Consider the following 23,973-nt stretch of genomic DNA (forward strand, 5'->3'; position numbering starts at 1 on the left):
GGCCATGACGTGAGTAAAAAGCTTCAGAGACTCACTTGTCTTCGCGCCGCCGTCCGAAATCGGGCTCGGGCGTTTCCTGACCCGACGAGATGATGCCGCGGCGGATCGCGCGGGTGCGGGTGAAGAGGTCGTGCAGCTTGTCGCCCTCGCCCCAGCGGATGGCGCGCGCGAGCAGCGCGATATCCTCGTTGAGGCGGCCCAGCATTTCGAGCACCGCTTCCTTGTTGTGCAGGAAGATATCGCGCCACATGGTGGGATCGGACGCGGCGATGCGGGTAAAATCGCGGAAGCCGCCAGCGGAGAACTTGATCACTTCGCCTTGCGTAACCGTCTCCAGATCCGCCGCCGTGCCCACGATGTTGTAGGCGATCAGATGCGGAACGTGGCTCGTGATGGCGAGCACCAGATCGTGATGCTGCGGCGTCATCACTTCCACATTCGAGCCCATGGCGGACCAGAATTCCTGCACGCGCTCGACCGCTGCGGGATCGGTGCCCTCCGGCGGCGTGAGAATGCACCAGCGGTTATGGAAGAGCGTGGAAAAGCCTGCATCGGGCCCCGAATGCTCCGTGCCCGCCACCGGATGCGCCGGCACGAAATGCACGCCCGCCGGCAGATGCGGCTGCACCTGCGCGACGACGGATGCCTTGACCGAACCCACGTCGGATATGATGCAGCCCGCTTTCAAGCCCGGCTTCATCGCCTGCGCCACCGCGCCGACAACGCCGACGGGCACGCACAGGATAACGAGATCCGCATCCTTCACGCTGGCGGCGACATCGGTGGTCGCCTCGTCGGCGATCCCCAATTCAAGCACGCGCTGTGTCACCACCTCGCTGGCATCGATGGCGACGATGGTGTGGGCAAGATTGAGATGCCGCGCGGCGCGCGCGATTGACGATCCGATCAGCCCGAGACCGACAAGGGCGATGCGCTCGAAGAGCGGCTTCTCATGAGGAGGACCGAGACGCTCAGGCATGGTGACCACTCAAAAAATCGCGCAGGGCATCGACGACGAGACGGTTCGCCTCCTCGCTGCCCACCGTCAGGCGCAGCGCCTGTGGCAGGCCATAGGCATCGATACGGCGCAGGATGAGACCGCGGCTCGACAGGAACGCATCCGCATCCTTCGAGGTCCTGCCAGCATCCTTCGGGAAATGAATCATCAGGAAGTTGCCGACGCTCGGCGTCACTTCTAAGCCGAGCGCTTCGATTTCCTTTGTCAGCCAAGCCAACCACTTTTCATTGTGCTCGACGGCCTTCGCCACATGCGCATCGTCCTGGATCGCGGCGATCCCGGCCGCGAGCGCCGGGCCGTTCATGTTGAACGGGCCGCGAATGCGGTTGACCGCATCGATGATGTGCGCGGGCCCGACCATCCAGCCGATGCGCAGATTCGCAAGGCCGTAGATCTTCGAGAAGGTGCGCGTCATCACCACGTTCTCGGTCGTAGCGACAAGCTCGAGGCCCGATTCATAATCGTTGCGGCGCACGTATTCCGCATAGGCCGCATCGAGCACCAGCACCACATGCGACGGCAAGCCCGCATGCAGGCGCTTCACCTCGTCGAATGGAATGTAGCTGCCGGTGGGGTTGTTCGGATTGGCGAGGAAAACGATCTTCGTCTTCTCCGTCACCCGCGCCAGGATCGCATCCACATCGGTGCGGTAATCCTTCTCGGGCGCCACCACCGGCACGCCGCCGGCGGCCAGCAGCGCGATGCGGTAGACGAGGAAGCCGTGCTCCGTGAAGATGCCCTCGTCGCCCGGCCCTACATAGGCATTCGTGATCAGCGACAACAGCTCGTCCGAGCCCGCGCCGCAGACGATGCGCTTGGGATCGAGCCCGTATTTGGCGGCAATCGCCTCGCGCAGTTTCGTGGCGGACCCGTCCGGATAAAGCTCGAGATGATCAAAGGAACGCACGGCCTCGATCGCCTTCGACGAGGGGCCGAGCGGCGTCTCGTTCGAGGAGAGCTTATGGATCTTCGCGACCCCTGCGGCTGCGCTCTTGCCGGGCACATAGGCCTCGATCTGCATCACGCCGGGACGGGGTTCGGGACGAGCGGACATGGACAAATTCCTGCAACAATAAACTTGGGATGGGGTCTGAAGGATCGGCCGTGAATTCATATTCACGGCCGATCCTTCAAGTTTTTGGTTCTGAGCATCTTTCCGCACAAAACCGGTTCCCGCTTTTGTGTCTGATGCTCTAGCGCAGCTTGATCTTTATTTCACGTGGAAACGTTCGGCATGGCTGCCGATCTCGACCAGCTGGACGAGGCTGGCGCCAGCCTCGGTGAGCTCCCGGTGAAGCCGCAAGGGCTCGATGGAGCCCGGAACGGCGATCATCTCGGACAAGCCCATACTGTCGGCGGCGCTCGCCACCACCTCGCCGCCCAAGCGGGCCAGAGCCTCGTTCGCGCCCCTGTGCCAGCGCTCGAACTGGGCCGCATAGAGCACCACGTCCCGCACGGCCGCATCGGTAAGGGGCTTGGAGATCACGAAGACCGGGGTTCCCGCCGGGTGGTCGGGCCGCTCGATGAAGGGCAGCCGCGCGATGATCTTCGGGCGGTGCTTTTCAGCCAGAGTGCGCCACCAGGCGCCGCTGGTGGCGCCCTGGTCGAGACGGAAGATGCCGAGATCGCCCTTCGAGCCCGCCACCGCCTCGATCACGGCCGCCGCGCTCGGATGAGTGATGTAGGGCACCGTGAAGCCGAAATGGAACCGGGCGGAGTCGCGCATGGGCGCATCCCCCGCCGAGATATCCGCGTGGACCGCATAGCTGGACTGCACATAGGTGAAGGTGCCGATGATCACCCGCCAGATACTCTCCACCGTATCGAGCGGCAGAAGCCCCTCGTGCCGCTCGGCGAGCGAGCGCATCATCGAGGCCTCGCGCCCGGGCCGGAAGGCCGAGCTGATGCCCGCGTCGGAGGCCTTCTTGGAGGCGATCAGCCGGTCGATGATGGTGCCGCGCTCCATGAGCAGCCGATGCATCGCCTCATCGATCCGGTCGATATCCTGGCGCAGCTCGGCAAGGGAGGGAACGGGCTTCTCGGTGGACATGGCGGCGATCCTTCAAACGGCAGGGTTTCTTTGACCCGTTTGAAGGCGCTTGTCATCCCCCAGCCCTGACGCAGCACGGCTGAGGCTGGCGCCTGTCCATGGCCCGTTGCGGTCGAGAGGCGGTTTCATCGAGCAGGTGGCGCGTGTGTTCCTCCCCCTTTGCGGGGAGGGTTAGGGTGGGGGTGGTCCGACGGGGTGAGACGAGGTTGAGAGGCTGGCACTGTTTCACCTCTCCTTGAGGGAGAGGTCGCCGCGCGTCAGCGCGGCGGGTGAGGGGTTACAAGCATCTCCGGAAAGGTCGAACCCTCTCACCCTCGCTGCGCTCGACCTCTCCCCACCGGGGAGAGGTGAAGCTGGTAGCGGCCTTTGGGATAGCTAGATGAAGCGCAGCACTCTGACTTTCCGCTCCCTCAATCCCTCCCCATCGCAAGTCGAGTGTTCCCGACTTGCGCAAGCCAAAACTGATCTCGGAAACATCAGAGATCAGGGGAGAGAAACACGCGGCGCAAAATCGGTCAGATGATGAGGAAGTCGGAGGCTGAGAGCGCAGCCTTGTTGGCGATCTTGATGATCTCGACCGGCTTGTACTTCGTGCCGTTGCCATCCGCATCGTAGTACACGACACCGCTCTTATAGGTCAGGAAATCGTCCTTGTCCGTGGCCTTGTTCTTCTTGAAGAAGTTCTTCTTCAAGGCACCCGGCGCAGACGGCGAGCCCTTACCGAGCTTCTTGAAGATGGCGTTGTCGAGCAGGATCTTATCCTCGCCCGGCTTGAAGTCGGTGATCGTGTCGAAGTTCACCTTCTTGTTCTGATTGGCCTTCGTCGTGCCTTTGCCGAGCGCGGAGTTGAATACGAAGTGGTCCGCGCCCGCTCCGCCTGTGAGCACATCGTTGCCGTAGCCGCCGTTCAAAGTGTCGTTGCCGCCCGCTCCTTTGAGCGCATCACGCCCTCGGGTGCCGTTCAACAGCAGCGGCTTGTCGGTGTCAGGCGTTGTCGGAGTTGTGGGTGCCGTCGGTTTGGAGCCGTCGACATCGGCAATCGTCGTCTTGCGACCGTTATGGACGATGTAGTCGATGCCCTTCTTATGCAGATCCAGACGCTCGGCATCCGTCAGGGCACCGCCGGCAATCGTCAGCGTTTCGCCGTCGGCAGGCTCCCCGTCGAGCATCTTTGCCACCGCCACGCTGTCGACAGCAATGGTCGTCCCGTCGCCGCCGTACGTAATCTTATTGAAACCGGCTATAGTGATTCCTCGAAGATCGATGGCATCGCCACCGATATGTAGTCGATCCCCTGATTGACCGCCGCCGTCGATCCTTGTCAGCTTCCTAATCTGGCTCGAGAACATGTGGATCGTATCGTTGTGGCTCGACCCCAGAATGACCTCGATGCCGTCGAACTTGCTGAGCCACGTAAAATCCGCATCAGCAAAGTCCGGATCGCCGCTGGACTTTATCTGCAGCGTATCGACGCCTTCGCCGCCATCGATTTCATCACCCCGGCTGATATGCCTGTTATCGATCTCGATGGTGTTATCGTCGGCATCGCCGAGGAACCGATCTGCGTTGAATATAGATGCGCTGTCACTATTCCCTTTGTCGTCGAGGATGGTCAGTCCGACAAAGAACCCCGGCGATGATTGAGCTGTCGAAAGATTGGTATAGGTAAGCGCCTTGATGAGTTTTTCGACGGCCGCTTTCAAATCCGCGATTTCAGCGGGCGTCGTCGCCGTGATGAAATTGAACCCTAAGAACTTGCCATCGTAGTCGCTCACCGTCCCGATTTTCTTTTCATCGATCCAGATCTCGCTTCCCGTGCTCAGGGTGGGAGTCGAGATCGCGACTTCGTTCGCCTTCAGCCGAATTCCAAAAGATGCATCCGCGTCAACGTCGATAAAGAGGTTGAGCGCCCTGACCGATGCGCCGGCGGCCAGCGTGATCTGCGCATCGCCATCCTTGTCCAGCAGAACTGGAGTTTGAACACCTCCCGCGACGGGCGGCGCGACAAAATAGTCGAAATGCAGCCCGGAGAGCTTGGTGCTATCGGTCACGGAAGTCGGGCTCATGATTATCTCCTCGGCCTGCCATGTCGCCTCCATCACTTGGAGAGCAGTCAATAATCTCTGCAATGTTATAATGATAAATGATTTAAAGATAAATTCAATCGGGCTAACAGCCTGCGCGACCTGGATAGCGCGCCTAGCCCAGATGCTGTTTCAGCGTCTCGCTTTTGCTTCCATCATTCTCCTTTCTAGGCGGGTCTTGCTTGGGGAAGATCAGGATATTCCACAAGGCCGGTGAGGATGTGGGAGCGTGCAAGAGCCGCAACGTTATGTTAACTCTTTGTTCTTAAAAATCGTCCTAAGCTTGGCTATGTGTCAGGCCAGCCCGATCCACCGAGGGGCGTGCTCGCGAGGCGTCGTGGTTGTGGGACCAGGCACGGTCCCGTGCCGGAGGCAACGCAGCCTCGTGCGACGGGAGACCCCGGCGAGAGGCCGGGTTCAGTGCTGGTCCGAGGCCGCCCGTGATCCAAGACGGTGTCCGCCTCGGGAAGTGCATGAGCCAGCCGCGCCGGTCCGCCTAAAAAAGCCGTGCGCGAAGGGCCGTCAGGTTCTTCACTCACCCCACACAGCGAGCCGGACCGTCCTTCGCGCGCCCTCGACCATCAAATCTCGCACGCCAAAAGGCTGCGAGGGCATTCCCGCTTGCTCTTTGAACCCAACCTCATTTTCCACGCCATCGCCCTCATCCTGAGAAAGCGCGTAGCGTTGTCTCGAAGGAGGTTCCAGAGGACACTGGACGATCCTTCGAGACGCCCATTGCATGGGCTCCTCAGGATGAGGGTTAGTGGGTTGCGACCGAAGAAATGGGGAGCAGGGACAACCCCGGCCATGACCATGAGCAACGTCATCCCGTACGATGAGAAGGGACGCTCGTGACCGCTCTCCTAGCAATGAGACCTCTTGTTCATTGACCTGCGAAGCACTCCGAATTACCGCTTGTTCGGAAAATCGAACGCATCCGCGAGAGCCATGACCTCCTCCCCGCTGACAACCGAAGCACGAAACCAGGCCGACGATCCGTCGAGCCTGGTCATGCATTTCGGCGCGGGCGAGCCGCTCATGATGGATTCCGGCGTTGCGCTCGCGCCCTGGCAGATTGCATACCAGACCTACGGCACGCTCAATGCCGACAAATCGAACGCGGTGCTGATCTGCCATGCACTGACCGGCGACCAGCATGTGGCGAATGACAACCCGGTGACGGGCAAGCCGGGCTGGTGGCTGACCATGGTCGGCCCCGGCAGGCCGGTGGATACGGACCGCTTCTTCGTGATCTGCGCCAACGTGACCGGCGGCTGCATGGGCACCACGGGCCCCGCCTCCACCGATCCGGGCACGGGCCAGCCCTATGCCCTGAACTTTCCCGTGGTGACGATCCGCGACATGGTGAACGCGCAGGCGGCGCTCATCGACCGGCTCGGCATCGAGAGCCTGTTCTGCGTCGTCGGCGGTTCCATGGGCGGCATGCAGGTGCTGCAATGGGCGGCCTCGTATCCGGAGCGGGTCTTCTCGGCGCTTCCCATCGCCGCCGCCGCGCGCCACTCGGCTCAGAACATTGCATTTCACGAGGTCGGCCGTCAGGCCGTGATGGCGGATCCCGACTGGCGTGGGGGCCGCTATCTCATGGAAGGCACGCGCCCCTCGAAAGGTCTCGCGGTCGCCCGCATGGGCGCGCACATCACCTATCTGTCGGAGATGGCCTTGCACCGGAAGTTCGGCCGCAATTTTCAGGACCGCATGGCGCCGACTTTTTCCTTCGACGCGGATTTCCAGATCGAGAGCTATCTGCGCTACCAGGGCATTTCCTTCGTCGAACGGTTCGACGCCAATTCCTATCTCTATGTCACCCGCGCGATGGATTATTTCGATCTGGCAGCCGAGCATGGCGGTTCGCTCGCCAAGGCGTTCAAGGGCTCGACAACCCGCTTCTGCGTGATCTCGTTCACCTCCGACTGGCTGTTCCCGACATCGGATTCTCGCGCCATCGTCCACGCGCTCAACGCGGCGGCTGCATCGGTGGGCTTCGTGGAGGTGGAAAGCGACAAGGGGCACGACGCCTTCCTGCTCGAAGAGCCGGAGATGTTCGCGGCGGCGCGCGGCTTCATCGATGCGGCCGCGCGCGTAAGAGGCATCGCATGACATCCGCTCTCTCGCTGCTTCCCGCCACCGATCTCGAGACCGGCCACCGCCTTGATTTCCTGCTCGTCACGGAGATGGTCGAGACCGGCTCCCGTGTGCTCGATGTGGGCTGCGGCGACGGCGATCTGCTCACCCTGCTGCGCGACCGCAAGGGCGTCGATGGGCGCGGCATCGAGATTTCCCGCGAGGGCGTGAATGCCTGTCTCGCGAAAGGCCTGCCTGTGATCCAGGGAGATGCGGATACGGACCTTGCCGATTACCCGGACGATGCCTTCGATTACGTGATCCTCTCGCAGACGATCCAGGCGACGCGCCAGCCCAGAGTCGTGCTGGAACATCTCCTGCGCATCGGCCGCCGGGCCATCGTTTCCTTCCCCAATTTCGGCCATTGGCGCGTGCGCGTCGATCTCGCGCTCAAAGGGCGGATGCCGGTGACCGACAACCTGCCCTATTCCTGGTACGACACGCCCAACATCCATTTCTGCACCATCCGCGATTTCGTGGAACTGTGCCGCGAAGTCGGCGCGCAGATGGAAAAGGCCGTCGCCCTCAACGCGGGCGGAAAACCCATGCAGGTGAGCCTGCCCTGGTGGGTCTGGAACCTGCTCGGCGACCAGGGCGTGTTTCTGCTCAAGCGGCGGTGAGGGGTTATTCCCCCGACGACATCGGGTGGAGATCACGCACCATGCTCTTCAGGCGCTCGTCCAATACGTGGGTATAGATCTGCGTCGTCGAGATGTCGGAATGGCCCAGAAGCTCCTGCACCACGCGCAGGTCGGCGCCGTTCTGCAAGAGATGGCTCGCGAAAGCATGGCGCAGGACGTGGGGGCTGATCTTGTCGGCCCGTAGACCTGCTCCAGCGGCGACAGTTTTCAGCTCACGGGCAAAAGCCTGACGGGTGAGATAGCCGCTCTCGCTATCGGCCGGGAAGAGCCAGGGGCCGGCCACCTTACCCCCCTCCTCCAGCAAGGCGAGGTAGGCCCGCGCCGCATCCCGCGCCGCATCCGTCAGGGGCACGAGGCGCTCCTTGCCCCCCTTGCCGCGGACCACCAGAAAACGATCCCGGGTCTTGGCCGCGCTGCGGGGCAGCGAGACGAGCTCGGAAACACGCAGGCCCGTCGCATAGAGGAGTTCCAGCAGGCAGGCCATGCGGGCGGCGCGCAGGCGTTCTCCGGGCGTGGCCTCTGGACGGGTGATGCTCTCATGGGCGACCTGGAGAAGCCGGTCGACCTGATCGATGGTAAGAACCTTCGGCAAGACCCGGCCGCGCTTGGGGGCAGAGACAGCCGCGGTCGGGTCGGCGGGGGCATAGCCTTCCACATACAAAAATTTGTGAAACTGGCGCACAGCCGAGAGCCGTCTGGCGGCGGAGGAGGCCTTCAGGCCCCGCTCCTCCAGGCTTGCCATGAAGCCTCGGATCGTGGTGGCAGCGGCGCTGTCGGGCTGCGTACCGGCCTCTTTTAGATATTCGAGATAATCATCGAGGTCGCGCCGGTAGGCGTCTAGCGTGTTTTTGGAGGCGCCGCGCTCGGCGGCGAGCATGTCGAGGAAAAGGCTGGCGTGGCGCGCGCCGCTCATGAAGACGAAGGCGTGCGATTGCTGGGAACCGGCACGGTGATTTCACGGGGATCGGGATGCACGAAGGTTGCGAGCGCAAACATCGCGGCGAAGCCAAGGCCAGCCAGAATGGCAACGACGAGGATGAACCGGAATAAGGTTGGCAAAGGAAGCCTCTTGAAGCGTCATAACGCTAGAACCATGCAAAAGCCACAAAGGCAAGTCCTTCCCCAGGGGAAATCCTCACCGAGGGGAAAGTCTCTGCCCCAGGGGAAAGTTCGCTGGGGGAGCGGAACAATAGCCTTGTGACAGGGCCTCGGCCCCGTGCTAGGACTGATGCATGAACAATATCAGCCGCTTCAATACGCTCGATGAAGCTGGCGAGCATGACACTGGAAGCCGGCGCGGACACCCCATCAGCCGCAAGCTCGGCGCGCGCTCCATCGTGCTCGTCGGGCTTATGGGCGCAGGAAAAAGCACCGTGGGCCGCAGGCTCGCGCAATCGCTCAAACTGCCGTTCCGCGATGCCGATCACGAGATCGAGGCCGCAGCGGGCATGACGATCCATGACATTTTCGCGATCCATGGCGAGGAGCATTTCCGGGACGGCGAACGCCGCGTGATCGCGCGGCTCCTCCAGGAAGGCCCGATGGTGCTGGCCACCGGCGGCGGCGCCTTCATGAACGAGGAAACCCGGCAGAATGTCGCCGAACACGGCGTCTCCATCTGGCTGAAGGCAGATCTCGACATTCTCATGCGCCGGGTGCGTAAACGGGACACGCGGCCCCTCCTGCGCAATCCCGACCCCGAGGGCACCATGCGCCGTCTGATGGAAATCCGCCATCCGGTCTATGCGCTGGCCAACCTGACCATCGACTCGCACGAGGCCCCGCACGACCGGGTCGTGGCCGACATCGTAAATGCCCTGAACGGCTGGTTCGAGAGGGAAGTACAGGGGACCGCCGAATGAGCGTTGCGCCATCCCGGGGAGAGACCTCCTCCCCGATCACCGTGCCGGTGCCGCTGGGCGACCGGGCCTATGACATCCTGGTCGGCCGCGGTCTCATCGAGACTGCCGGCGCACGGATCGCAAGCCTGAACGCCCGTGCCGCCGCCATCGTGACGGATGCCAATGTGGGGCCGCTCTATGCGCAGACCCTTGCGGCATCGCTGCAGGCGAATGGCCTGCGAGCCTCCGTGGTGACATTACCGGCGGGAGAGGCGACCAAGTCCTATGCGAGCCTGGAACAGGTCTGCGATGCGGTGCTCGAAGCCAAAATCGAGCGCGGAGATCTGGTGGTGGCGCTCGGCGGCGGCGTGATGGGCGATCTTGCGGGCTTCGCGGCCGCGGTGGTTCGCCGGGGCGTGCGCTTCGTGCAGGTGCCGACCACCCTGCTCTCGCAGGTGGATTCGTCCGTCGGCGGCAAGACCGGCATCAATTCGCGCCACGGCAAGAACCTCGTCGGCGCGTTCCACCAGCCAAGCCTCGTGCTGGCCGACACGGCCCTTCTCGACACGCTGCCCTTGCGAGAGATGCGCGCGGGCTATGCGGAGGTGGTGAAATACGGCCTCATCGACGATGCACGGTTCTTCGCCTGGTGTGAGACGAACTGGCAGGGCATCTTTTCAGGTGGCCCCGAGCGTGACGAGGCCGTGGCCCAGAGCTGCCGCGCCAAGGCTGCCGTGGTGGTGCGCGATGAGCACGAGAACGGCGATCGCGCGCTCCTCAATCTCGGTCACACCTTCGGCCATGCGCTGGAGCGCATCACCCGTTACGATTCCACGCGCCTCGTGCACGGCGAAGGCGTGGCCATCGGCCTTTGCCTCGCCTTCCGCTTCTCGGCCGCCCTGGGGCTCTGCCCGCAGGCGGAGGCCGAGCGGGTGGAGGCGCATCTCACCGAAGTCGGTCTTCCCACGCGGCTTGCCCATGTTCCGGGCGGCTTCGGCACGGTGGACGAACTGCTCGATGCCATGGCGCAGGACAAGAAGGTGAAGGGCGGCGCGCTCACCTTCATCCTAGTGCGAGCGATCGGGCAGAGCTTCATCGCGCCCGGCATCGAGGCCGGCAAGGTTCGCGCTTTCCTGCAGGATGAAATCGATACGTCACGGCCATGATTGACGAATCCTCTATTGGCGATCTCTGGATCGCAGGTCTGGTTGTCGTCTTCTGTCTTCTTCTCTCGTCCTTTTTCTCGGCGGGCGAAACGGCCTTCACCGGCGCATCCCGCGCCCGCATGCTGATGCTGGAGAAAAGCGGCAGCCACCGTGCGAAACTGGTGAACCGCATGCTCGAGATCCGCGAGCGCTTCATCGGTACAGTTCTGATCGGCAACAACATCGTCAATATCGGTGTCTCCGCCTTCGCCACGAGCGTGCTGGTGGCGATTTTCGGCGATGGCGGCGCATTGTATGCCACCGCCATCATGTCGGTTCTGGTGATCGTGTTTGCGGAGGTTCTGCCCAAGACCATCGCCATCTCTTCGCCGGATACCGTCTCGCTCTTTCTCGCCCGCCCCATGTCATGGGTGGTGGCGCTGATCGGCCCGCTCGCGATTGCCATCGAGACCTTAGTGCGGCTCATGCTGCGGCCCTTCGGTATTCACATCGGCGCGAACACGCCGATCCTCTCGGCCTCCGAGGAAATCCGCGGACAGGTCGATCTCCTGCACAAGGAAGGCGGCGTCGCGAAGGTGCAGCGCGACATGCTGGGCGGATTGCTCGATCTCGAGGACCTCACGGTCTCCGAGGTCATGGTTCACCGCACCAAGATGCGCACCATCAATGCGGATCTCTCCTCCGAGGAGATCGTGCGCGAGGTGCTCGCCTCGCCCTATACCCGCATGCCCCTGTGGCGCGAGAGCCAGGAGAACATCGTCGGGGTTCTCCACGCTAAGGATCTGCTGCGCGCGCTCGATGCGGTCGGCGGCGATGCGAGCAAGCTGAAGGTGGAAGCGATTGCGCTGGAAAGCTGGTTCGTGCCTGACACGACCTCGCTTCGCGACCAGCTCAAAGCCTTCCTCGCCAAGAAGACGCACTTCGCGCTTGTCGTCGACGAGTACGGCGAGGTGATGGGTCTCGTGACGCTCGAAGACATTCTCGAAGAGATCGTCGGCGATATCAAGGACGAGCACGATCTCTCCGTGCAGGGCGTGCGGCCCCAGCCGAACGGATCGGTGAACGTGGATGGGTCCGTGCCGGTGCGCGACCTCAACCGCGCCATGGACTGGAGGCTGCCCGACGAGGAGGCCACGACTATCGCAGGCCTCGTCATTCATGAAGCACAAGCGATCCCCGATACGGGCCAGATCTTCACCTTCTACAATTGCCGCTTCCAGGTGCTGCGCAAATCCCGCAACCGCATCACCGCGCTCAGGATCACGCCGCTCGGGCAGATGCGGGCTAAGGAAGAATAAGCTTCTAGACTCTGATGAAATCCAGGATCGCCTTGTTGACGATGGCCGGTTCTTCGAGATGCACGAAGTGCGTTCCGTTCTCGACCCAGACGACTTGCCCGTCGTCACACAAGGCGAGGCTGTCCTCGGCCAGACCTCGCTCGAGATAGAAGTCCTTCTTGCCCCAGATCACGAGCGTCGGCACCTTGATGCGCAGATTCTTGATCTCGGGCTTGCGCCGCAGGGCGCGGTACCAGTTGATCATGCCGCTGAGCGCACCGGGCATGCTCCAGGTTTTCTGATACCGGTCCAGATCGGCCTTTGAGAACGTGCCGGGTCTGCAACTGCGGATGAACAGCTGCCGCATCACGGCGAAATCCTTCATCCGAAACAGCGCCTCGGGCAGCCAGGGAATCTGGTAGAGACCCATATAGCTGCTGCGCAGCAGCTGCGTAGGGCTTTTGCGCCAATAGGACACCAAGATTTGCGGATGGAAGGAATTGATCGCCACGAAGCGCTCGATCCGATCGGGATAACGCGACGCGATCCACCACCCCACGAGGCCGCCGAAATCGTGGCCGATGAGCGTGAACTTCTTACGGCCATAGGTGTCGGCCAAGCCGATGATATCCGTTGCGAGCGTATCGAGATCATAGGCCTTGAGGCCGACAGGTTTCTCGCTGAGATTGTAGCCGCGCTGATCCGGAGCCACCACGCGAAAGCCCGCCGAAGTCAGCGCGCCGATCTGCCGCCGCCAGCCCCACCAGAAATCCCCGAAGCCATGCAGCAGAATAACAAGCGGCGCATGGGCGGGCCCTGACTGCACATCATGAAGCGTGACACCATTGATGTCGTGCGCCGCTGAGGAAGATTCCTCCGGCCAATCTTGCAGAGTCTTTTCGGGGACGATGGACGTCATGGAGTCTCGCTTCGGCGGAACTCTATGCATTCCACCGAAACGCTGCAAACAATTTTAAATCGAGTAGAACGACAATTCTTGAGAACGTCGCATCATTTCAAAAAAGAAAAATAATCTTCATTCAAAGCTGTCGATGTTCTCGAATAACTTCGTAAGATGCAGAAGTATGTCGAAACATTCTTCCATTTTTACTAATGCCATTATCGAGTGAAGCGACCTCACGCCTGCGCGGTGCTGATCTCCCGCACGACCTTGCGGGGCGCAGGCTCCTCGGACGCCATGAACTGCGCACGCGCCAGTTCGGCAAAGCGTCCGCCCTTGGCGACGAGTTCGTCGAAGGCACCGGATTCGATGACACGTCCCTGGTCGAACACGAGTATGCGATCCGCGTTGCGGATGGTTGCAAGCCGGTGCGCGATGACGAAAGTCGTGCGGCCGCGCATGACCTCATCGAGCGCCTTCTGAAGCTTCTGTTCCGTCGAGGCATCGAGAGCACTGGTCGCCTCGTCGAGGATCAGGATCGGCGGATTCTTGAGAAGCGCGCGTGCGATGGATAGACGCTGACGTTCGCCGCCGGACAGGGAGCGCCCGCGCTCGCCGATGACCGTATCGAGGCCTTCTGATTGACGGGTAATGAACTCGATGGCCTGCGCACGCTCCAAGGCCTCGATCATCTCCGCGTCCGTCGCATCGGGGCGCCCGACCTGCAGGTTCTCGCGGATGGTGCGGGCAAACAGCATCGGCTCCTGAAACACGACGCCGATGTTGCGGCGAAGCGAGGCAAGGGCTAGGTCGCGAATGTCGTCGCCATCGATGCGGATGCAGCCCGATTGCGGATCAAAAGCACGGTGCAAAAGGCCCAGGGTCGTGGACTTTCCCGACCCTGTGGAGCCGACGAGCGCCACGTTCTCACCCGGACGAACGCCGAAGGATACATCCTGCACGGCGGCGCGTTTGCCGTCATAGGAGAAGCTCACATTGTCGAACACGACTTCGCCGGTGAAGCGTTCGACGTTCTTGGCATTGGGACGGTCATGAACGGCGGGCGCCGTGTCGAGGATCTCGAAGAACTCGGCTAGCTTCGGCGCTTGCATGAAGAGTTGGTTGATGAAGCTCACTGCCTGCTCCAGCCGCCCGATCAGCATGGTCGCCATGCTCATGAACATGACGATCTCGCCGATGGTGGCGAGACCGCTGAGATGAAGCCAGGTGCCGAGCACGAAGATGGCCGTCACCGTGATCGTCGCGGATGCGCGGGAGGCGACGGAGGCGAGCGCCCACCATGACAGGACCGGGTTCTGCGCCTGCAGCAATTGCTGGATGATCGTGCGCAGAGACCGGCTCTCGGCCTCGATCCGTGTGAAGGACTGGATCACCGGCACATTGCCGAGTGCGTCGGAAGCGTGCTCCGCGAGGCTTGAATGATAGCGCTCGACCGATCCCTGCAGGGTCTCGGTTTTTCGCAGCACGATGGCCGTGAGTACCGTGAAGACGGCGACGAGCGCCACGAGCAGCAGGCCCAGGCGCCAGTTGAGGAATACGGTGAGCGGCAGAAGCACCACGAGGGCGATGAGGGCGGACAGATGCTCGCGGAAGAAGCCGAGCCAGAGCCACGACATGCCGCTCGATCCTTCGAGCATGACTTTCAGCACGCGGCCGGAATGAGTCGATGTGTGGAAGGCGAGCGGCAGTTCAAGCACGTGTTCGAAATAGTTCGCCACCACGGCGAGGCGGCGACGATGGGCCAGTCGATCCGCATGAAGCGCAACCAATGCGCCCGCACCGATGGAGAACAGCCCGAAGGCCACCCAGGCCAGGAGCAGCGGCGTCAGGGTCGAGAAAGTGACCGGAGCATTGCCGGGAATCTGGCCGCGGGTGAGCACGTCGATGATGCGACCGAACAGGATGGGCTCGGCGAAGGCCGAGATCGCCAACGCCACATTGGCCAGGGAAAGGATTGCGCCGATGCGAAGATCGGACCCCAGCTGGCCCAGAACGCGCACATAAAGCCTGATCAGCCACATGTGAATGACCTGCGAACTTGGCGAAGTTCGTCAGATGAACTCCGCTCCCGATAGGGAGTTGCGTAAACCCATTTGAACACGAAGCCAAGATCCATGCTCATGCGCCGCCTCATGCATCCGTGTGAACAGGCTTCTTGAACGACTTGCGCAGGCGGCCGATCCACCGGCGGTGGGAGCGATGCGTCTGGGGCGCACGCGGCTTTGCCAGAAGGATCGCGCCCTCCTCGGTCTTGCGGATATGAAGCGTGCGGGTATGGAATTCCTCAAGACCCGGCCGGTGGCCGATGGACATGACGCTCGCGCCCTTCAACTTATCGTCGAACAGGGCCAGCATGGAATTCTGGTTCTCCTCATCGAGAGCGGATGTCGCCTCATCCATGAACACCCAGCGCGGCTTGTGCAGGATCACGCGGGCGAAGGCCACGCGCTGCTGCTGGCCCAGCGACATGGTCTTGTCCCAACGCTCATACTTGTCGAGCATGTCCACGAACTCGCCCAGGCCACAGCGCTCAAGCGCCGAGCGGATATCCGCATCGTCGAACGTATTGGGCGCGGCGGGATAGCTGAGCGCCGCCCTGAGCGTACCCAAGGGCAGATAAGGGCGCTGCGGCAGAAACATCATCTGCTCCTGGGGAGGAATGCGGATGCGTCCCGAACCCCAGGGCCAGAGGGTTGAGATTGCCCGGAAGAGCGTGCTCTTGCCAGCACCTGACTCGCCCATGATCAGCACCCGCTCGCCGGGCTCGATCTCCGCCGTCGCATCCTCGATCAGGATGCTGCCGTCGCTAAGCGCAATAGACAGCCTCTCGAAGCTGAGCCATCCCTTCGGATGCGGTTGAATGTCGATCCGCCCGTTCTCTGCTGTGACCTCTTCCAAGTCGATGGCAGCCTGCCGGAATGTCGCCACACGCAAGACAGCCGAACGCCAATCCGCGATCTTGGGGAAATTGTCGACGAAATAGCGCAGAGCGGCTTGCACCTGATTAAAGGCGCCTACCACCATCATCATATCGCCGAACGAGAGACGACCGCTGAAATAGCCCGGCGCCGCGGCGAGGATCGGCACCACGATTGCCAACCAGCCGTAGCCCGAGGTGATCCAGGTCAGGCGCGCCAGCCCGCCGGACAGGCGGCGCGTGGCCTTGAGAACCTCCTCGACGAAGCCGTCGAGGCTGCGCCGCTCATCGGTCTCGCCCTTGTAGAGCGAGACGCTCTCGGCGCTCTCGTTCACACGCACCAGGGCGAAGCGCAGATCGGCCTCGCGCGCATAACGCAGCGTGTTGAGACGGATCATCGGACGGCCGACGAGCCAAGTGAGCCCGGAGCCGATGCCCGCATAGCCGAGCGCAACCCAGACCATGTATCCGGGGATGGAAACCTCGTCGCCGTTGAACATGAACGTCGTCGTGCCCGACAGTGTCCACAACACCCCCATGAAGCTGACGAGCAGGAGAAAAGCCTGGAGCATGCCTACGCCAAGCTCGGTCGACAGCTCCGAAAAGAGACGGCAATCCTCCTGCAAGCGCTGATCCGGCTGCCCGCTGGACTCGCCCATGAAGCCGAGCTGATAGGCGCGGTTGGGCTTGAGCCAGATATCGAGCAGTACATGCGTAAGGCGCTCCCTCAGGCGGATCTTGAGCCGTTCCTGCAGCCAGGTCTGCGCCACGACGAGACCGAGCAGGACGGCAACGATGACCAGAAAGACCAGAAGCTGATGGAAGAAGGCGGAGGTATCGCGGTTCTCCACCGCGTCGAAGAAGGCGCCGTTCCATTGGTTGAGCCGGATCTGGCCGACCATGTTGCCGATGAGAATGACGACGATGGCAATGCCCAGCCGGATCATGGGCCAGCCCTTGCGGTTCCGGAACATGTCCCGAAACAGCAGGAAAAGCTCCCGGCCAATGCTTGGCGCAGGCTCGGGGTGGATCTCAGGACCGTGATGCTCGGCCGCCTGATGAGCGGCGGCGATATCCGCTTCCTTCGCCAGGGTGTTGTCCTGCCCCGGACCAACATCATGGTCTGTGCCCGTCGCCGGCGGCGGGGGCATTTGTTTGCCCAGTTTAGGATCGAAATCCGGCATTGTACCCGACGCGTATTTCTCCAGCGCCGATCCTGACGCTCTGAGCTAAAGCGCTACGCTTCGGGTTCGGTTCCCTCTCACGCCCGGCGGGGCGCTTATGCCTCGCATCAGCGCTGGTCGGCTGCGACGACGAGGGCCCAATACACCTTGTACTTGGAATTCGGCGTATAGGCCGTGGCGATGCCGATCCGCGTGGCTGACCGGTCGAGCAGAACACGGTTGTGCTGCGGGCTCTCGCGCCAGCCGGAGAAGGCCTCAGCCAGGGTGTGGTAGCCGGCCGAGAGATTGGCGGCGGGGGCGGTGAAGCCCGCGGAGGACAGGCGCGCTTTCACCGCATCGGCGGAGCTTGGCCGGTCGGCGGACGCCATGGCCTGCGCCTCGGCTTCCGCCAGGGCTTGCAGGTCCGGGTCGATCGTGAGCGGGCCAAGGCCGTTGTTGCGGCGATAGGCGCCGATCATATCCCGCGCCATGGCCGCATCCACCACTGCACCGGAACGGGCCATGGAGGCATAGAAGCTCGGCGTCTGCGAACGGGTCTGGCGCTGCTCGGTCTGGCAGGCGGCGAGGGCAAGGGCACAAAGGCCGAAGATGGCAAGACGGATCATGCCGGCGACTTATCCTTGAGAAGGGTTAAGGTTTCATCCTCTTCCCCATCCTTTTTGGACGCATCGTCCTTTGGCTCCTCGACCTCCTCCGGCTCGGGAGCCGTTCCCGGAGGAACGCCGATGCCGGCCTTTCGCATCTCGCGGAAGATCTCGAAATAGAGATCGCTCGACACCCGGCCCGCCGCATCGATGTCATCCACGAAGCAGACGAGATCGAAGTCGATGGTGTTCTCGGTGACCTTCTTGAAGATCACGCGCGGGTTGGGCTCGCTCATGATCTCGCGATGCGCCAGGGCCGAGCGCTTCATGAGCTCCGCCATCAGGTCCGGATCGGTCGCGCGGGGGACAGGGATCGAAACGATCACCCGCCCGACGCGGTCGTTGCGGACGCGGTTGCGCACGATGCCTGAGATCAGGTTGGAGTTCGGCACGATCAGGGTCGAGCGGTCGAAGGTCTGAATCTCGGTCGAGCGCACATTGATCCGGCGCACATAGCCTTCGCCATCGCCGACAACGACGAGATCACCCACGCGGATGGGACGCTCCCACAGCAGGATGAGACCGGAGATGAAGTTGTTGACGATGGACTGCAGACCGAAACCGATACCCACAGAGAGAGCACCGGCCACGATGGTGATCCGCTCCAGGCTCAGGCCGAGATAGGTGAAGGCGATGACGCCCGCCGTGATGATGCCCACATATCCCGCCGCCGTGCGGATCGAGTTGCGCAGGCCTGCATCGAGATCGGTCGCCGGCAGGAAGGTATTGTCGAGCCACCGCTGGATGATGCGTGTGATGGTGAAGCCCGCGGTGAACAGCGCGGCCGCGATCAGCACCGACGACAGGGAGATGTTCAGATCGCCCACGCTGAAGCCGAAGAACAGCGCCCGAAGCGAGCCGGTGACATCGGTCGAATCGATGCCCCAGGGCAGCAGGATCAGGAGAAGGGCGATAATGATCAGCGCGAGGCGTACGACGCCGCTCGCCAAAACGCCGATCTGCTCCAGGGAGCGGCGACGGATTCCCGTATTGGCCTGCAATGTCGTGGACAAGCGGCTCTGCGTGCGCAGGGACCCGCCGATGAATTCATCGGCAAGCGCGATGCCCAGGATCAGCAGTGCGATGATGATCGAGATTCCGACCGCCTGTTCGACGACGAAGGACGCCAGGGCCGTATAGCCGCCAAGGACACTGCCGACGATCACGGCCACGATGAACCAGCCGAGGCTGCGAACGGGACCGCCGATATCGACTTCCTGTGCCACATAGGGGCCGAGGCAGGCCTCGTCCTGGTTCGCGCGGGCCGCGAACCGGCGCAGCAATTCCCCGAAGATAATTGCCGCCGCCAGTGCGAAAACCGCACGGGTGATCACCGTGATGGGGAGCGCGGCAGCGATGGCCGTATTGAACGATTCGATGACCTTGCCGATGACATTGATGGTTGCCAGCGTGACGGCAAAGCTCATGATCCGCGTGGCGGAAACATCGCGGATCGCGATGAGGCGCCACGACGTGTGGTCGGGTGCGAGAATGGCATCGATGAGCGCGCGCACGAAGGCGATGAAGGCTAATCCGCGCAAGATCGCCGCTATCACCTGCTCCAGGCGGGGCGGGACAATATCGGCGGAATCGAAGGCCACCCATACGATCCAGCTGCCGGCGATGGCCGGGCCCGCGCTGAGAACCAGAACACCGACCGCCGCGAGAAGCTTATTGCGACGCAAGGGGTCCGTAATCGCCGGATCGCGCCGCACGAGGCGCGGTGCGAGCGAGCGCCGGCCGACATAAAGCGCAATGGCGATTCCTACCGCCAAGCCCAGCATCAGCAGGACGCCGAGGCTCATGCTGCGCCCCGCCTGATCGAGAGCGTCGGAGAACACGATGCGCTGTGCCCGCAGCTCGCGCGGGATCGCCTGAACGACATTCATCCAGAGACTGGGGCTGAAAATTCCATCGCTCTGCTCGAACAGGGCGCGGGTGAAGCCCGCCCGGCGCAGGTCGCCGATCTGGGCGCTGAGCTGCTCGGCCTGGACCAGCAGTGCACGTCCGAGGCGCTGAGTTTCATCGAGTTCCGCAACCGCCGCTTCGCGCTCGGCCCGGTCGCGGGCCACATCGGGGCTTTCCTCAGGCTGGCCGCTGGCAGGCTTGGGACCAAGTTGCGACAAGCGCTGGCGACTAGCTTCGAGACGCGGCGTCTGCTCGTCGATGACGGTACGGATATCGGCGATTACCGGCTCGATCTGGAGGCGAAGGTTCTGGAGATCGACATCCGACAGGGTGCGCCCCTGCAAAGCCAGTTCCTTCTGGTCGAGATCGGCCTTGTAGCCATCGAGCTTGGCGCGGGCGGCTTTCGTCTCGGCGGATACGGTCGCGGCGGGGGGAGCGGCAGGCGTCCCGGCCTGAGGCTTGGATGCTGCGGGCTGGGGCTGCGCCTGTGTTTGCGGCGCCGGGGCGGGCTGTGCCTGCTGCGCCCAACCGATACTCACCAACCCAGTGCCTGCAGATCCAAGGCCGCAAACGAGGATCACGGCTCCCAGGAGCCGCTTCATTCCGATACTCTTCATTCAGTCTGCCTTATCGCATTCCCTTGCGGGCCGGTTCTTCGCGAATCAATACGGCGAAAACTCGCCTTCAGGCCGACGGAGTGCAACAAAAAAGCCTGGAAGGGCGGAAATACCCTTCCAGGCTCATGGATTTATGGCCGGTTACCGGTTCGGCGTGGGATTCGCGGAGGGCTGGGCGCCCGGCGCCGGATAGGCCGGGTTCTCCGGCTTCGTGCGGTTGCCGGGATTGGCGTTGGTAGAACCGGTCGTGGAACCCGTGGTCGCCTCGCGGGCGGTATTGGTGCCCGGATCATCGGGCGAGGTCGAACCGACCCAGATTAGATAGCCGGTGATCGCAACCGCAACCAGCAGCAGCGAGCCGATCAGGACGCCCAGAACCGGGCGGCCGGGAGGCGCTTGGCGGGCGCGGTCGTCAGGAACTTGTTGAACCATCTCAAGCCTCTTTGAAATCTTGGTTTATCGGGGCGAGCGGGAGGCTCGGCATTATCAGGGCAACGCCCGATGGAAGAGGCGGTTCCTGCCAAGCCTGGGCCAATCACGAGGGCAGGCACCTCGGAGAGAGGCTTTCGATACATGGGATCAAATGCTGCATTTCGCCGTTGTTCGAAACGGGCCACTAATCAGTGTCAGGGGACGAGGGGCCGATGGATCGGACAAAGTTCGGAATCACCCAGCATTCCGCAACGGGCTCTGACTCATCCCTTCCGCCCGCAGCCATTTTTTCGCCGCTTTGGGTGCCCTTGGGTAATCTCTGATTCAAGGAGACGTCATGCAGGACAATCGCATCAATCTGGATGGGACTTGGGAATTTTTGCATGTGGCCGACGACCGCCTGTCCGGCCCTGCCGAAGTTCGCCAGATTACGGTGCCAAGTCCCTGGCAGGCCCAATTCTCCGACCTGCGCATGCGGGCGGGGATTGGCATCTATCGCAGGACGATCGAGATCGACGAAGCGTGGCTGCACGACAGCGTCTGGATCCGGTTCGGCGCAGCCTTTCACAACACCAAGGTCTTCATCAATGACGAGGTCGTGGGAAACAACGAGGGCGGATTTCTGCCCTTCTCCTTCGATGTGACCGCGCACCTGAAGCCCGGCCCCAACGAGATCAAGGTCCGGGTCGATTCCCCGACCGATAACCCTGCCGAGTTCCCGGATTCCCCCTTTGCTGAAATCCCCTTCGGCAAACAAAGCTGGTACGGCCCGCTTTCCGGCATCTGGCAGTCGGTGTATTTCGAGCGTCGCATTCCCGACCACATGACCCGCGTACGCCTCGTCCCCAGTCTCGCGACGGGACAGGTGACGTCCGGTGTGTTCTTCGCGCGTCCCCTCGCCGACGCCACCCAGATCCGCATCGTAGTGACCGACCCTTCGGGCGAGGTCGTGCTTGACGAGATGCATGAGACGCAGATCGGCGTCACCAGCATGCCGTTCGAGTTCAAGGTCGCCGACGTCAAAGCCTGGTCGCCGGATCATCCGAACCTCTACCGCGTGCGCCTGACCTTCATGCGCAACGGCGAGGTGAAAGACGAGATCGCGGAAAATTTCGGCTTCCGCACTATCGAGGCGCGTAACGGCAAGTTCTACCTCAATGGCGAGCCGCTCTATCTTCGCTCCGCCCTCGATCAAGATTACTACCCGGACACGATCTGCACCGTGCCCTCAATAGAGTTTCTGGAAGATCAGTTCCGCAAGACCAAGGAACTCGGCCTCAACTGCCTGCGCTGCCACATCAAGGCGGCCGATCCGCGCTATTACGAGGTGGCCGACCGGATGGGCGTGCTCATCTGGACGGAACTGCCCAATGGCGGCATGGCCACCGATCGCTCGCGCGGGCGCAAGGAGAAACTGCTCAAGGGCATCGTCGATCGCGACGGCAATCATCCGTCCATCATCATCTGGACGATCATCAACGAAAACTGGGGCGTCGATCTCGTCAACGACGCGGATCACCGCGATTGGCTCAAGCGCACCTTCGCGTGGCTCAAGGCCTATGATCCGACCCGCCTCGTCGTCGACAACTCTCCGCTTGCTCCAAGCTTCCACGTGGAATCCGACATCGCGGATTATCACTTCTACGCCGCCTATCCCGACCATCGTGCGCAGTGGGACCAGTTCGTGGACGAACTCTCGAACCGCGCGTCCTGGCTCTACTCGCCGCATGGCGACGCGGTGATCACCGGACGCGAGCCGCTCATGTGCTCGGAATTCGGCAATTGGGGCCTGCCCTATCCTAAGGATCTGCGCGACGCCAATGGCGAGGAGCCGTGGTGGTTCGAAACCGGGCACGATTGGGGCGAAGGCGTCATGTATGCCCATGGCGTCGAGAACCGCTTCTCGGATTGGAGCATGGACCGCGTGTTCGGCGATCTGCGCCGCTTCGTGACCGCGGCTCAGTGGCAGCAGTTCCGCGCTCTCAAGTATGAAATCGAGGCGATGCGCCGGAAGCCCAACCTCGCCGGCTACGTGATCACCGAGCTGCATGATTGTCACTGGGAGTCGAACGGCCTTCTCGACATGCGCCGCAATCCGCGCGTGTTCCATGAACTGTTCCCGATCGTGAACGCGGATACGGTGATCGTTCCGAAATGGGAGCGGGCCTCCTACTGGTCCGGCGAGACGGCCAGCCTGGGACTGGCTTTGTCCCATGGCGCCGGTCCCGTGATCGAGGATTGCCGGCTCGAGGTCAGCATCGGCAACGAGATGCAGCAGATTTCGCTGCCGCATCTCGAGGCGCCGGATGTGCTCGATCTCGGTCAGGTGGAACTGCAGCTGCCCGAACTGGACGAGCCATCCCTACGGCGCATCAGCCTCGATCTGCGTGCGTCCGACGGCCGCCTGATCTCTCATAACCATCACGACATCGCCATTCATCCCAAGCGCGTGAAGCCCGTGCACACCGGCGAACTGGTATGGTCGCCGGACGAGGACATTCGCGAGCACTTCGGGGCGCTCGGCTACACCCTCGCCCGCGCCTTCGAGGAATCGACCCTCATCGTCTCCCGCACGCACAACAAGGCGATTGCCGACCATGTGCGCGCCGGCGCCAAGCTGCTGCTGCTGCCGGAAGAGGACATGACGCTCTACCCGTTCTTCCCGCACTGGCAGGCCGTGCGCGTGCAGAGCCGCAACGGCACGCTCTGGTCCGGCGATTGGGCATCCTCGTTCGGTTGGCTGCGGCGCTCGGGCCACTTCGCCCGCTTCCCGTCAGGCCCGCTTCTCGACGAGACCATGGATCGGGTTCTGCCGGAATTTATCATCGCGGGCTGCAACCTGCTCGACTTCCAGGCCCGCGTTTTCGCAGGACTTGTCGTCGGCTGGATTCACAAGCCGGTGGCGCTCGGAGTCGAGCGTTCCTACGGTCGCGGCCGGATGGTCGCCTCGACCTTGCGTCTCATGCGTGATGCGCCGCTGGCCGACCCCACGGCCACCATGCTGACAGATGCACTCGTGGAGCTTGCCGTCGAATCTCGCACTGCACGTCTTGAAGAGGCCGTGCGGGCTGCGGAGGCGGCTGCGTAAAAGGAAGAAACAATCTCTTCCAAAGATAAAGCGGCGCGATCC

The 23,973-nt window shown here is 62.5% G+C and carries 18 protein-coding genes; 6 read left to right on the forward strand and 12 right to left on the reverse strand.

The genetic code is table 11. The features are described from left to right. Nucleotides 1-31: 31 nt before the first annotated feature. From ACXJKO_RS01360 to ACXJKO_RS01375, 4 genes are all read right to left on the reverse strand, one after another. Complete coding sequence (locus tag ACXJKO_RS01360) at nt 32-979, reverse strand: prephenate/arogenate dehydrogenase family protein (protein ID WP_457089275.1); 948 nt, start codon at nt 977-979, stop codon at nt 32-34. Beyond that, the gene (gene hisC / locus ACXJKO_RS01365; protein WP_457089276.1) at nt 972-2,078 is read right to left on the reverse strand and encodes a histidinol-phosphate transaminase; all 1,107 of its coding nucleotides are present in this window, start codon (nt 2,076-2,078) and stop codon (nt 972-974) included. Before hisC ends, ACXJKO_RS01360 begins: the two co-directional genes overlap by 8 nt. A gap of 150 nt (nt 2,079-2,228) precedes the next feature. Beyond that, entirely contained in the window at nt 2,229-3,068 is an 840-nt protein-coding gene (locus tag ACXJKO_RS01370; protein WP_457089277.1) for a chorismate mutase, read from the reverse strand. 515 nt (nt 3,069-3,583) lie between these two features. Beyond that, a complete protein-coding gene (locus ACXJKO_RS01375; RefSeq protein ID WP_457089278.1) occupies nt 3,584-5,134 on the reverse strand; it encodes a hypothetical protein in 1,551 nt (516 codons plus the stop codon). A 966-nt stretch (nt 5,135-6,100) separates the two neighbouring features. On the opposite strand from ACXJKO_RS01375, the gene metX reads away from it, so the two are divergent. After that, nucleotides 6,101-7,270: a homoserine O-acetyltransferase MetX gene (gene metX, locus ACXJKO_RS01380; RefSeq protein WP_457089279.1), complete on the forward strand. Its 1,170-nt coding sequence runs from the start codon at nt 6,101-6,103 to the stop codon at nt 7,268-7,270. Further along, complete coding sequence (gene metW / locus ACXJKO_RS01385; protein ID WP_457089280.1) at nt 7,267-7,914, forward strand: methionine biosynthesis protein MetW; 648 nt, start codon at nt 7,267-7,269, stop codon at nt 7,912-7,914. The genes metX and metW overlap by 4 nt, the downstream gene beginning before the upstream one ends. Nucleotides 7,915-7,918: 4 nt before the next feature. Here metW and xerD read toward each other — a convergent pair whose 3' ends face one another. Together xerD and ACXJKO_RS01395 are read right to left on the reverse strand one after the other, a co-directional pair. Next, the gene (xerD, locus tag ACXJKO_RS01390; protein WP_457089281.1) at nt 7,919-8,848 is read right to left on the reverse strand and encodes a site-specific tyrosine recombinase XerD; all 930 of its coding nucleotides are present in this window, start codon (nt 8,846-8,848) and stop codon (nt 7,919-7,921) included. Then, entirely contained in the window at nt 8,845-8,994 is a 150-nt protein-coding gene (locus tag ACXJKO_RS01395) for a histidine kinase (protein ID WP_457089282.1), read from the reverse strand. The genes xerD and ACXJKO_RS01395 overlap by 4 nt, the downstream gene beginning before the upstream one ends. Before the next feature lie 173 nt (nt 8,995-9,167). On the opposite strand from ACXJKO_RS01395, the gene ACXJKO_RS01400 reads away from it, so the two are divergent. From ACXJKO_RS01400 to ACXJKO_RS01410, 3 genes are read left to right on the forward strand one after another with little or no spacing between them, the layout of a single operon-like run. Further along, the gene (locus tag ACXJKO_RS01400) at nt 9,168-9,797 is read left to right on the forward strand and encodes a shikimate kinase (RefSeq protein ID WP_457089283.1); all 630 of its coding nucleotides are present in this window, start codon (nt 9,168-9,170) and stop codon (nt 9,795-9,797) included. Next, on the forward strand, nt 9,794-10,942 hold the full coding sequence (gene aroB, locus ACXJKO_RS01405; RefSeq protein ID WP_457089284.1) for a 3-dehydroquinate synthase: 1,149 nt from the start codon (nt 9,794-9,796) through the stop codon (nt 10,940-10,942). Before ACXJKO_RS01400 ends, aroB begins: the two co-directional genes overlap by 4 nt. Continuing rightward, on the forward strand, nt 10,939-12,240 hold the full coding sequence (locus ACXJKO_RS01410) for an HlyC/CorC family transporter (RefSeq protein ID WP_457089285.1): 1,302 nt from the start codon (nt 10,939-10,941) through the stop codon (nt 12,238-12,240). Before aroB ends, ACXJKO_RS01410 begins: the two co-directional genes overlap by 4 nt. Before the next feature lie 4 nt (nt 12,241-12,244). Here the strand turns inward: ACXJKO_RS01410 and ACXJKO_RS01415 are convergent, their stop codons facing one another. The 6 genes from ACXJKO_RS01415 to ACXJKO_RS01440 all read right to left on the reverse strand — a co-directional run bounded on the left by ACXJKO_RS01415 (nt 12,245) and on the right by ACXJKO_RS01440 (nt 20,843). Then, a complete protein-coding gene (locus tag ACXJKO_RS01415) occupies nt 12,245-13,138 on the reverse strand; it encodes an alpha/beta fold hydrolase (protein ID WP_457089286.1) in 894 nt (297 codons plus the stop codon). A gap of 218 nt (nt 13,139-13,356) precedes the next feature. Beyond that, entirely contained in the window at nt 13,357-15,162 is a 1,806-nt protein-coding gene (locus ACXJKO_RS01420) for a glucan ABC transporter ATP-binding protein/ permease (protein ID WP_457089287.1), read from the reverse strand. Nucleotides 15,163-15,271: 109 nt separating this feature from the next. After that, nucleotides 15,272-17,209 carry an ABC transporter ATP-binding protein/permease gene (locus ACXJKO_RS01425; protein ID WP_457089288.1) on the reverse strand — a complete coding sequence of 646 codons (1,938 nt, stop codon included), beginning with the start codon at nt 17,207-17,209 and terminating at the stop codon, nt 15,272-15,274. A gap of 140 nt (nt 17,210-17,349) precedes the next feature. Continuing rightward, entirely contained in the window at nt 17,350-17,847 is a 498-nt protein-coding gene (locus ACXJKO_RS01430) for a CAP domain-containing protein (protein ID WP_457089289.1), read from the reverse strand. Beyond that, the gene (locus ACXJKO_RS01435) at nt 17,844-20,396 is read right to left on the reverse strand and encodes a DUF3772 domain-containing protein (RefSeq protein WP_457089290.1); all 2,553 of its coding nucleotides are present in this window, start codon (nt 20,394-20,396) and stop codon (nt 17,844-17,846) included. The genes ACXJKO_RS01430 and ACXJKO_RS01435 overlap by 4 nt, the downstream gene beginning before the upstream one ends. 156 nt (nt 20,397-20,552) lie before the next feature. Continuing rightward, on the reverse strand, nt 20,553-20,843 hold the full coding sequence (locus ACXJKO_RS01440; protein WP_457089291.1) for a hypothetical protein: 291 nt from the start codon (nt 20,841-20,843) through the stop codon (nt 20,553-20,555). A 337-nt stretch (nt 20,844-21,180) separates the two neighbouring features. Here ACXJKO_RS01440 and ACXJKO_RS01445 point away from each other — a divergent pair, with 337 nt between their 5' ends. Beyond that, nucleotides 21,181-23,931 (forward strand): glycoside hydrolase family 2 protein, encoded by a 2,751-nt coding sequence (locus tag ACXJKO_RS01445; RefSeq protein WP_457089292.1) that lies wholly within the window; start codon nt 21,181-21,183, stop codon nt 23,929-23,931. Nucleotides 23,932-23,973: the final 42 nt, after the last annotated feature.

Source organism: Microvirga sp. P5_D2, assembly GCF_054049475.1.

Excerpts from the sequence above, each read along its gene's own strand:
- ACXJKO_RS01360 (WP_457089275.1), bottom strand. The coding sequence starts at position 979 with ATGCCTGAGCGTCTCGGTCCTCCTCATGAGAAGCCGCTCTTCGAGCGC.
- ACXJKO_RS01370 (WP_457089277.1), bottom strand. The coding sequence starts at position 3,068 with ATGTCCACCGAGAAGCCCGTTCCCTCCCTTGCCGAGCTGCGCCAGGAT.
- ACXJKO_RS01375 (WP_457089278.1), bottom strand. The coding sequence starts at position 5,134 with ATGAGCCCGACTTCCGTGACCGATAGCACCAAGCTCTCCGGGCTGCAT.
- metX (WP_457089279.1), top strand. The coding sequence starts at position 6,101 with ATGACCTCCTCCCCGCTGACAACCGAAGCACGAAACCAGGCCGACGAT.
- metW (WP_457089280.1), top strand. The coding sequence starts at position 7,267 with ATGACATCCGCTCTCTCGCTGCTTCCCGCCACCGATCTCGAGACCGGC.
- xerD (WP_457089281.1), bottom strand. The coding sequence starts at position 8,848 with ATGAGCGGCGCGCGCCACGCCAGCCTTTTCCTCGACATGCTCGCCGCC.
- ACXJKO_RS01400 (WP_457089283.1), top strand. The coding sequence starts at position 9,168 with ATGAACAATATCAGCCGCTTCAATACGCTCGATGAAGCTGGCGAGCAT.
- aroB (WP_457089284.1), top strand. The coding sequence starts at position 9,794 with ATGAGCGTTGCGCCATCCCGGGGAGAGACCTCCTCCCCGATCACCGTG.
- ACXJKO_RS01410 (WP_457089285.1), top strand. The coding sequence starts at position 10,939 with ATGATTGACGAATCCTCTATTGGCGATCTCTGGATCGCAGGTCTGGTT.
- ACXJKO_RS01415 (WP_457089286.1), bottom strand. The coding sequence starts at position 13,138 with ATGACGTCCATCGTCCCCGAAAAGACTCTGCAAGATTGGCCGGAGGAA.
- ACXJKO_RS01420 (WP_457089287.1), bottom strand. The coding sequence starts at position 15,162 with ATGTGGCTGATCAGGCTTTATGTGCGCGTTCTGGGCCAGCTGGGGTCC.
- ACXJKO_RS01425 (WP_457089288.1), bottom strand. The coding sequence starts at position 17,209 with ATGCCCCCGCCGCCGGCGACGGGCACAGACCATGATGTTGGTCCGGGG.
- ACXJKO_RS01430 (WP_457089289.1), bottom strand. The coding sequence starts at position 17,847 with ATGATCCGTCTTGCCATCTTCGGCCTTTGTGCCCTTGCCCTCGCCGCC.
- ACXJKO_RS01435 (WP_457089290.1), bottom strand. The coding sequence starts at position 20,396 with ATGAAGCGGCTCCTGGGAGCCGTGATCCTCGTTTGCGGCCTTGGATCT.
- ACXJKO_RS01440 (WP_457089291.1), bottom strand. The coding sequence starts at position 20,843 with ATGGTTCAACAAGTTCCTGACGACCGCGCCCGCCAAGCGCCTCCCGGC.
- ACXJKO_RS01445 (WP_457089292.1), top strand. The coding sequence starts at position 21,181 with ATGCAGGACAATCGCATCAATCTGGATGGGACTTGGGAATTTTTGCAT.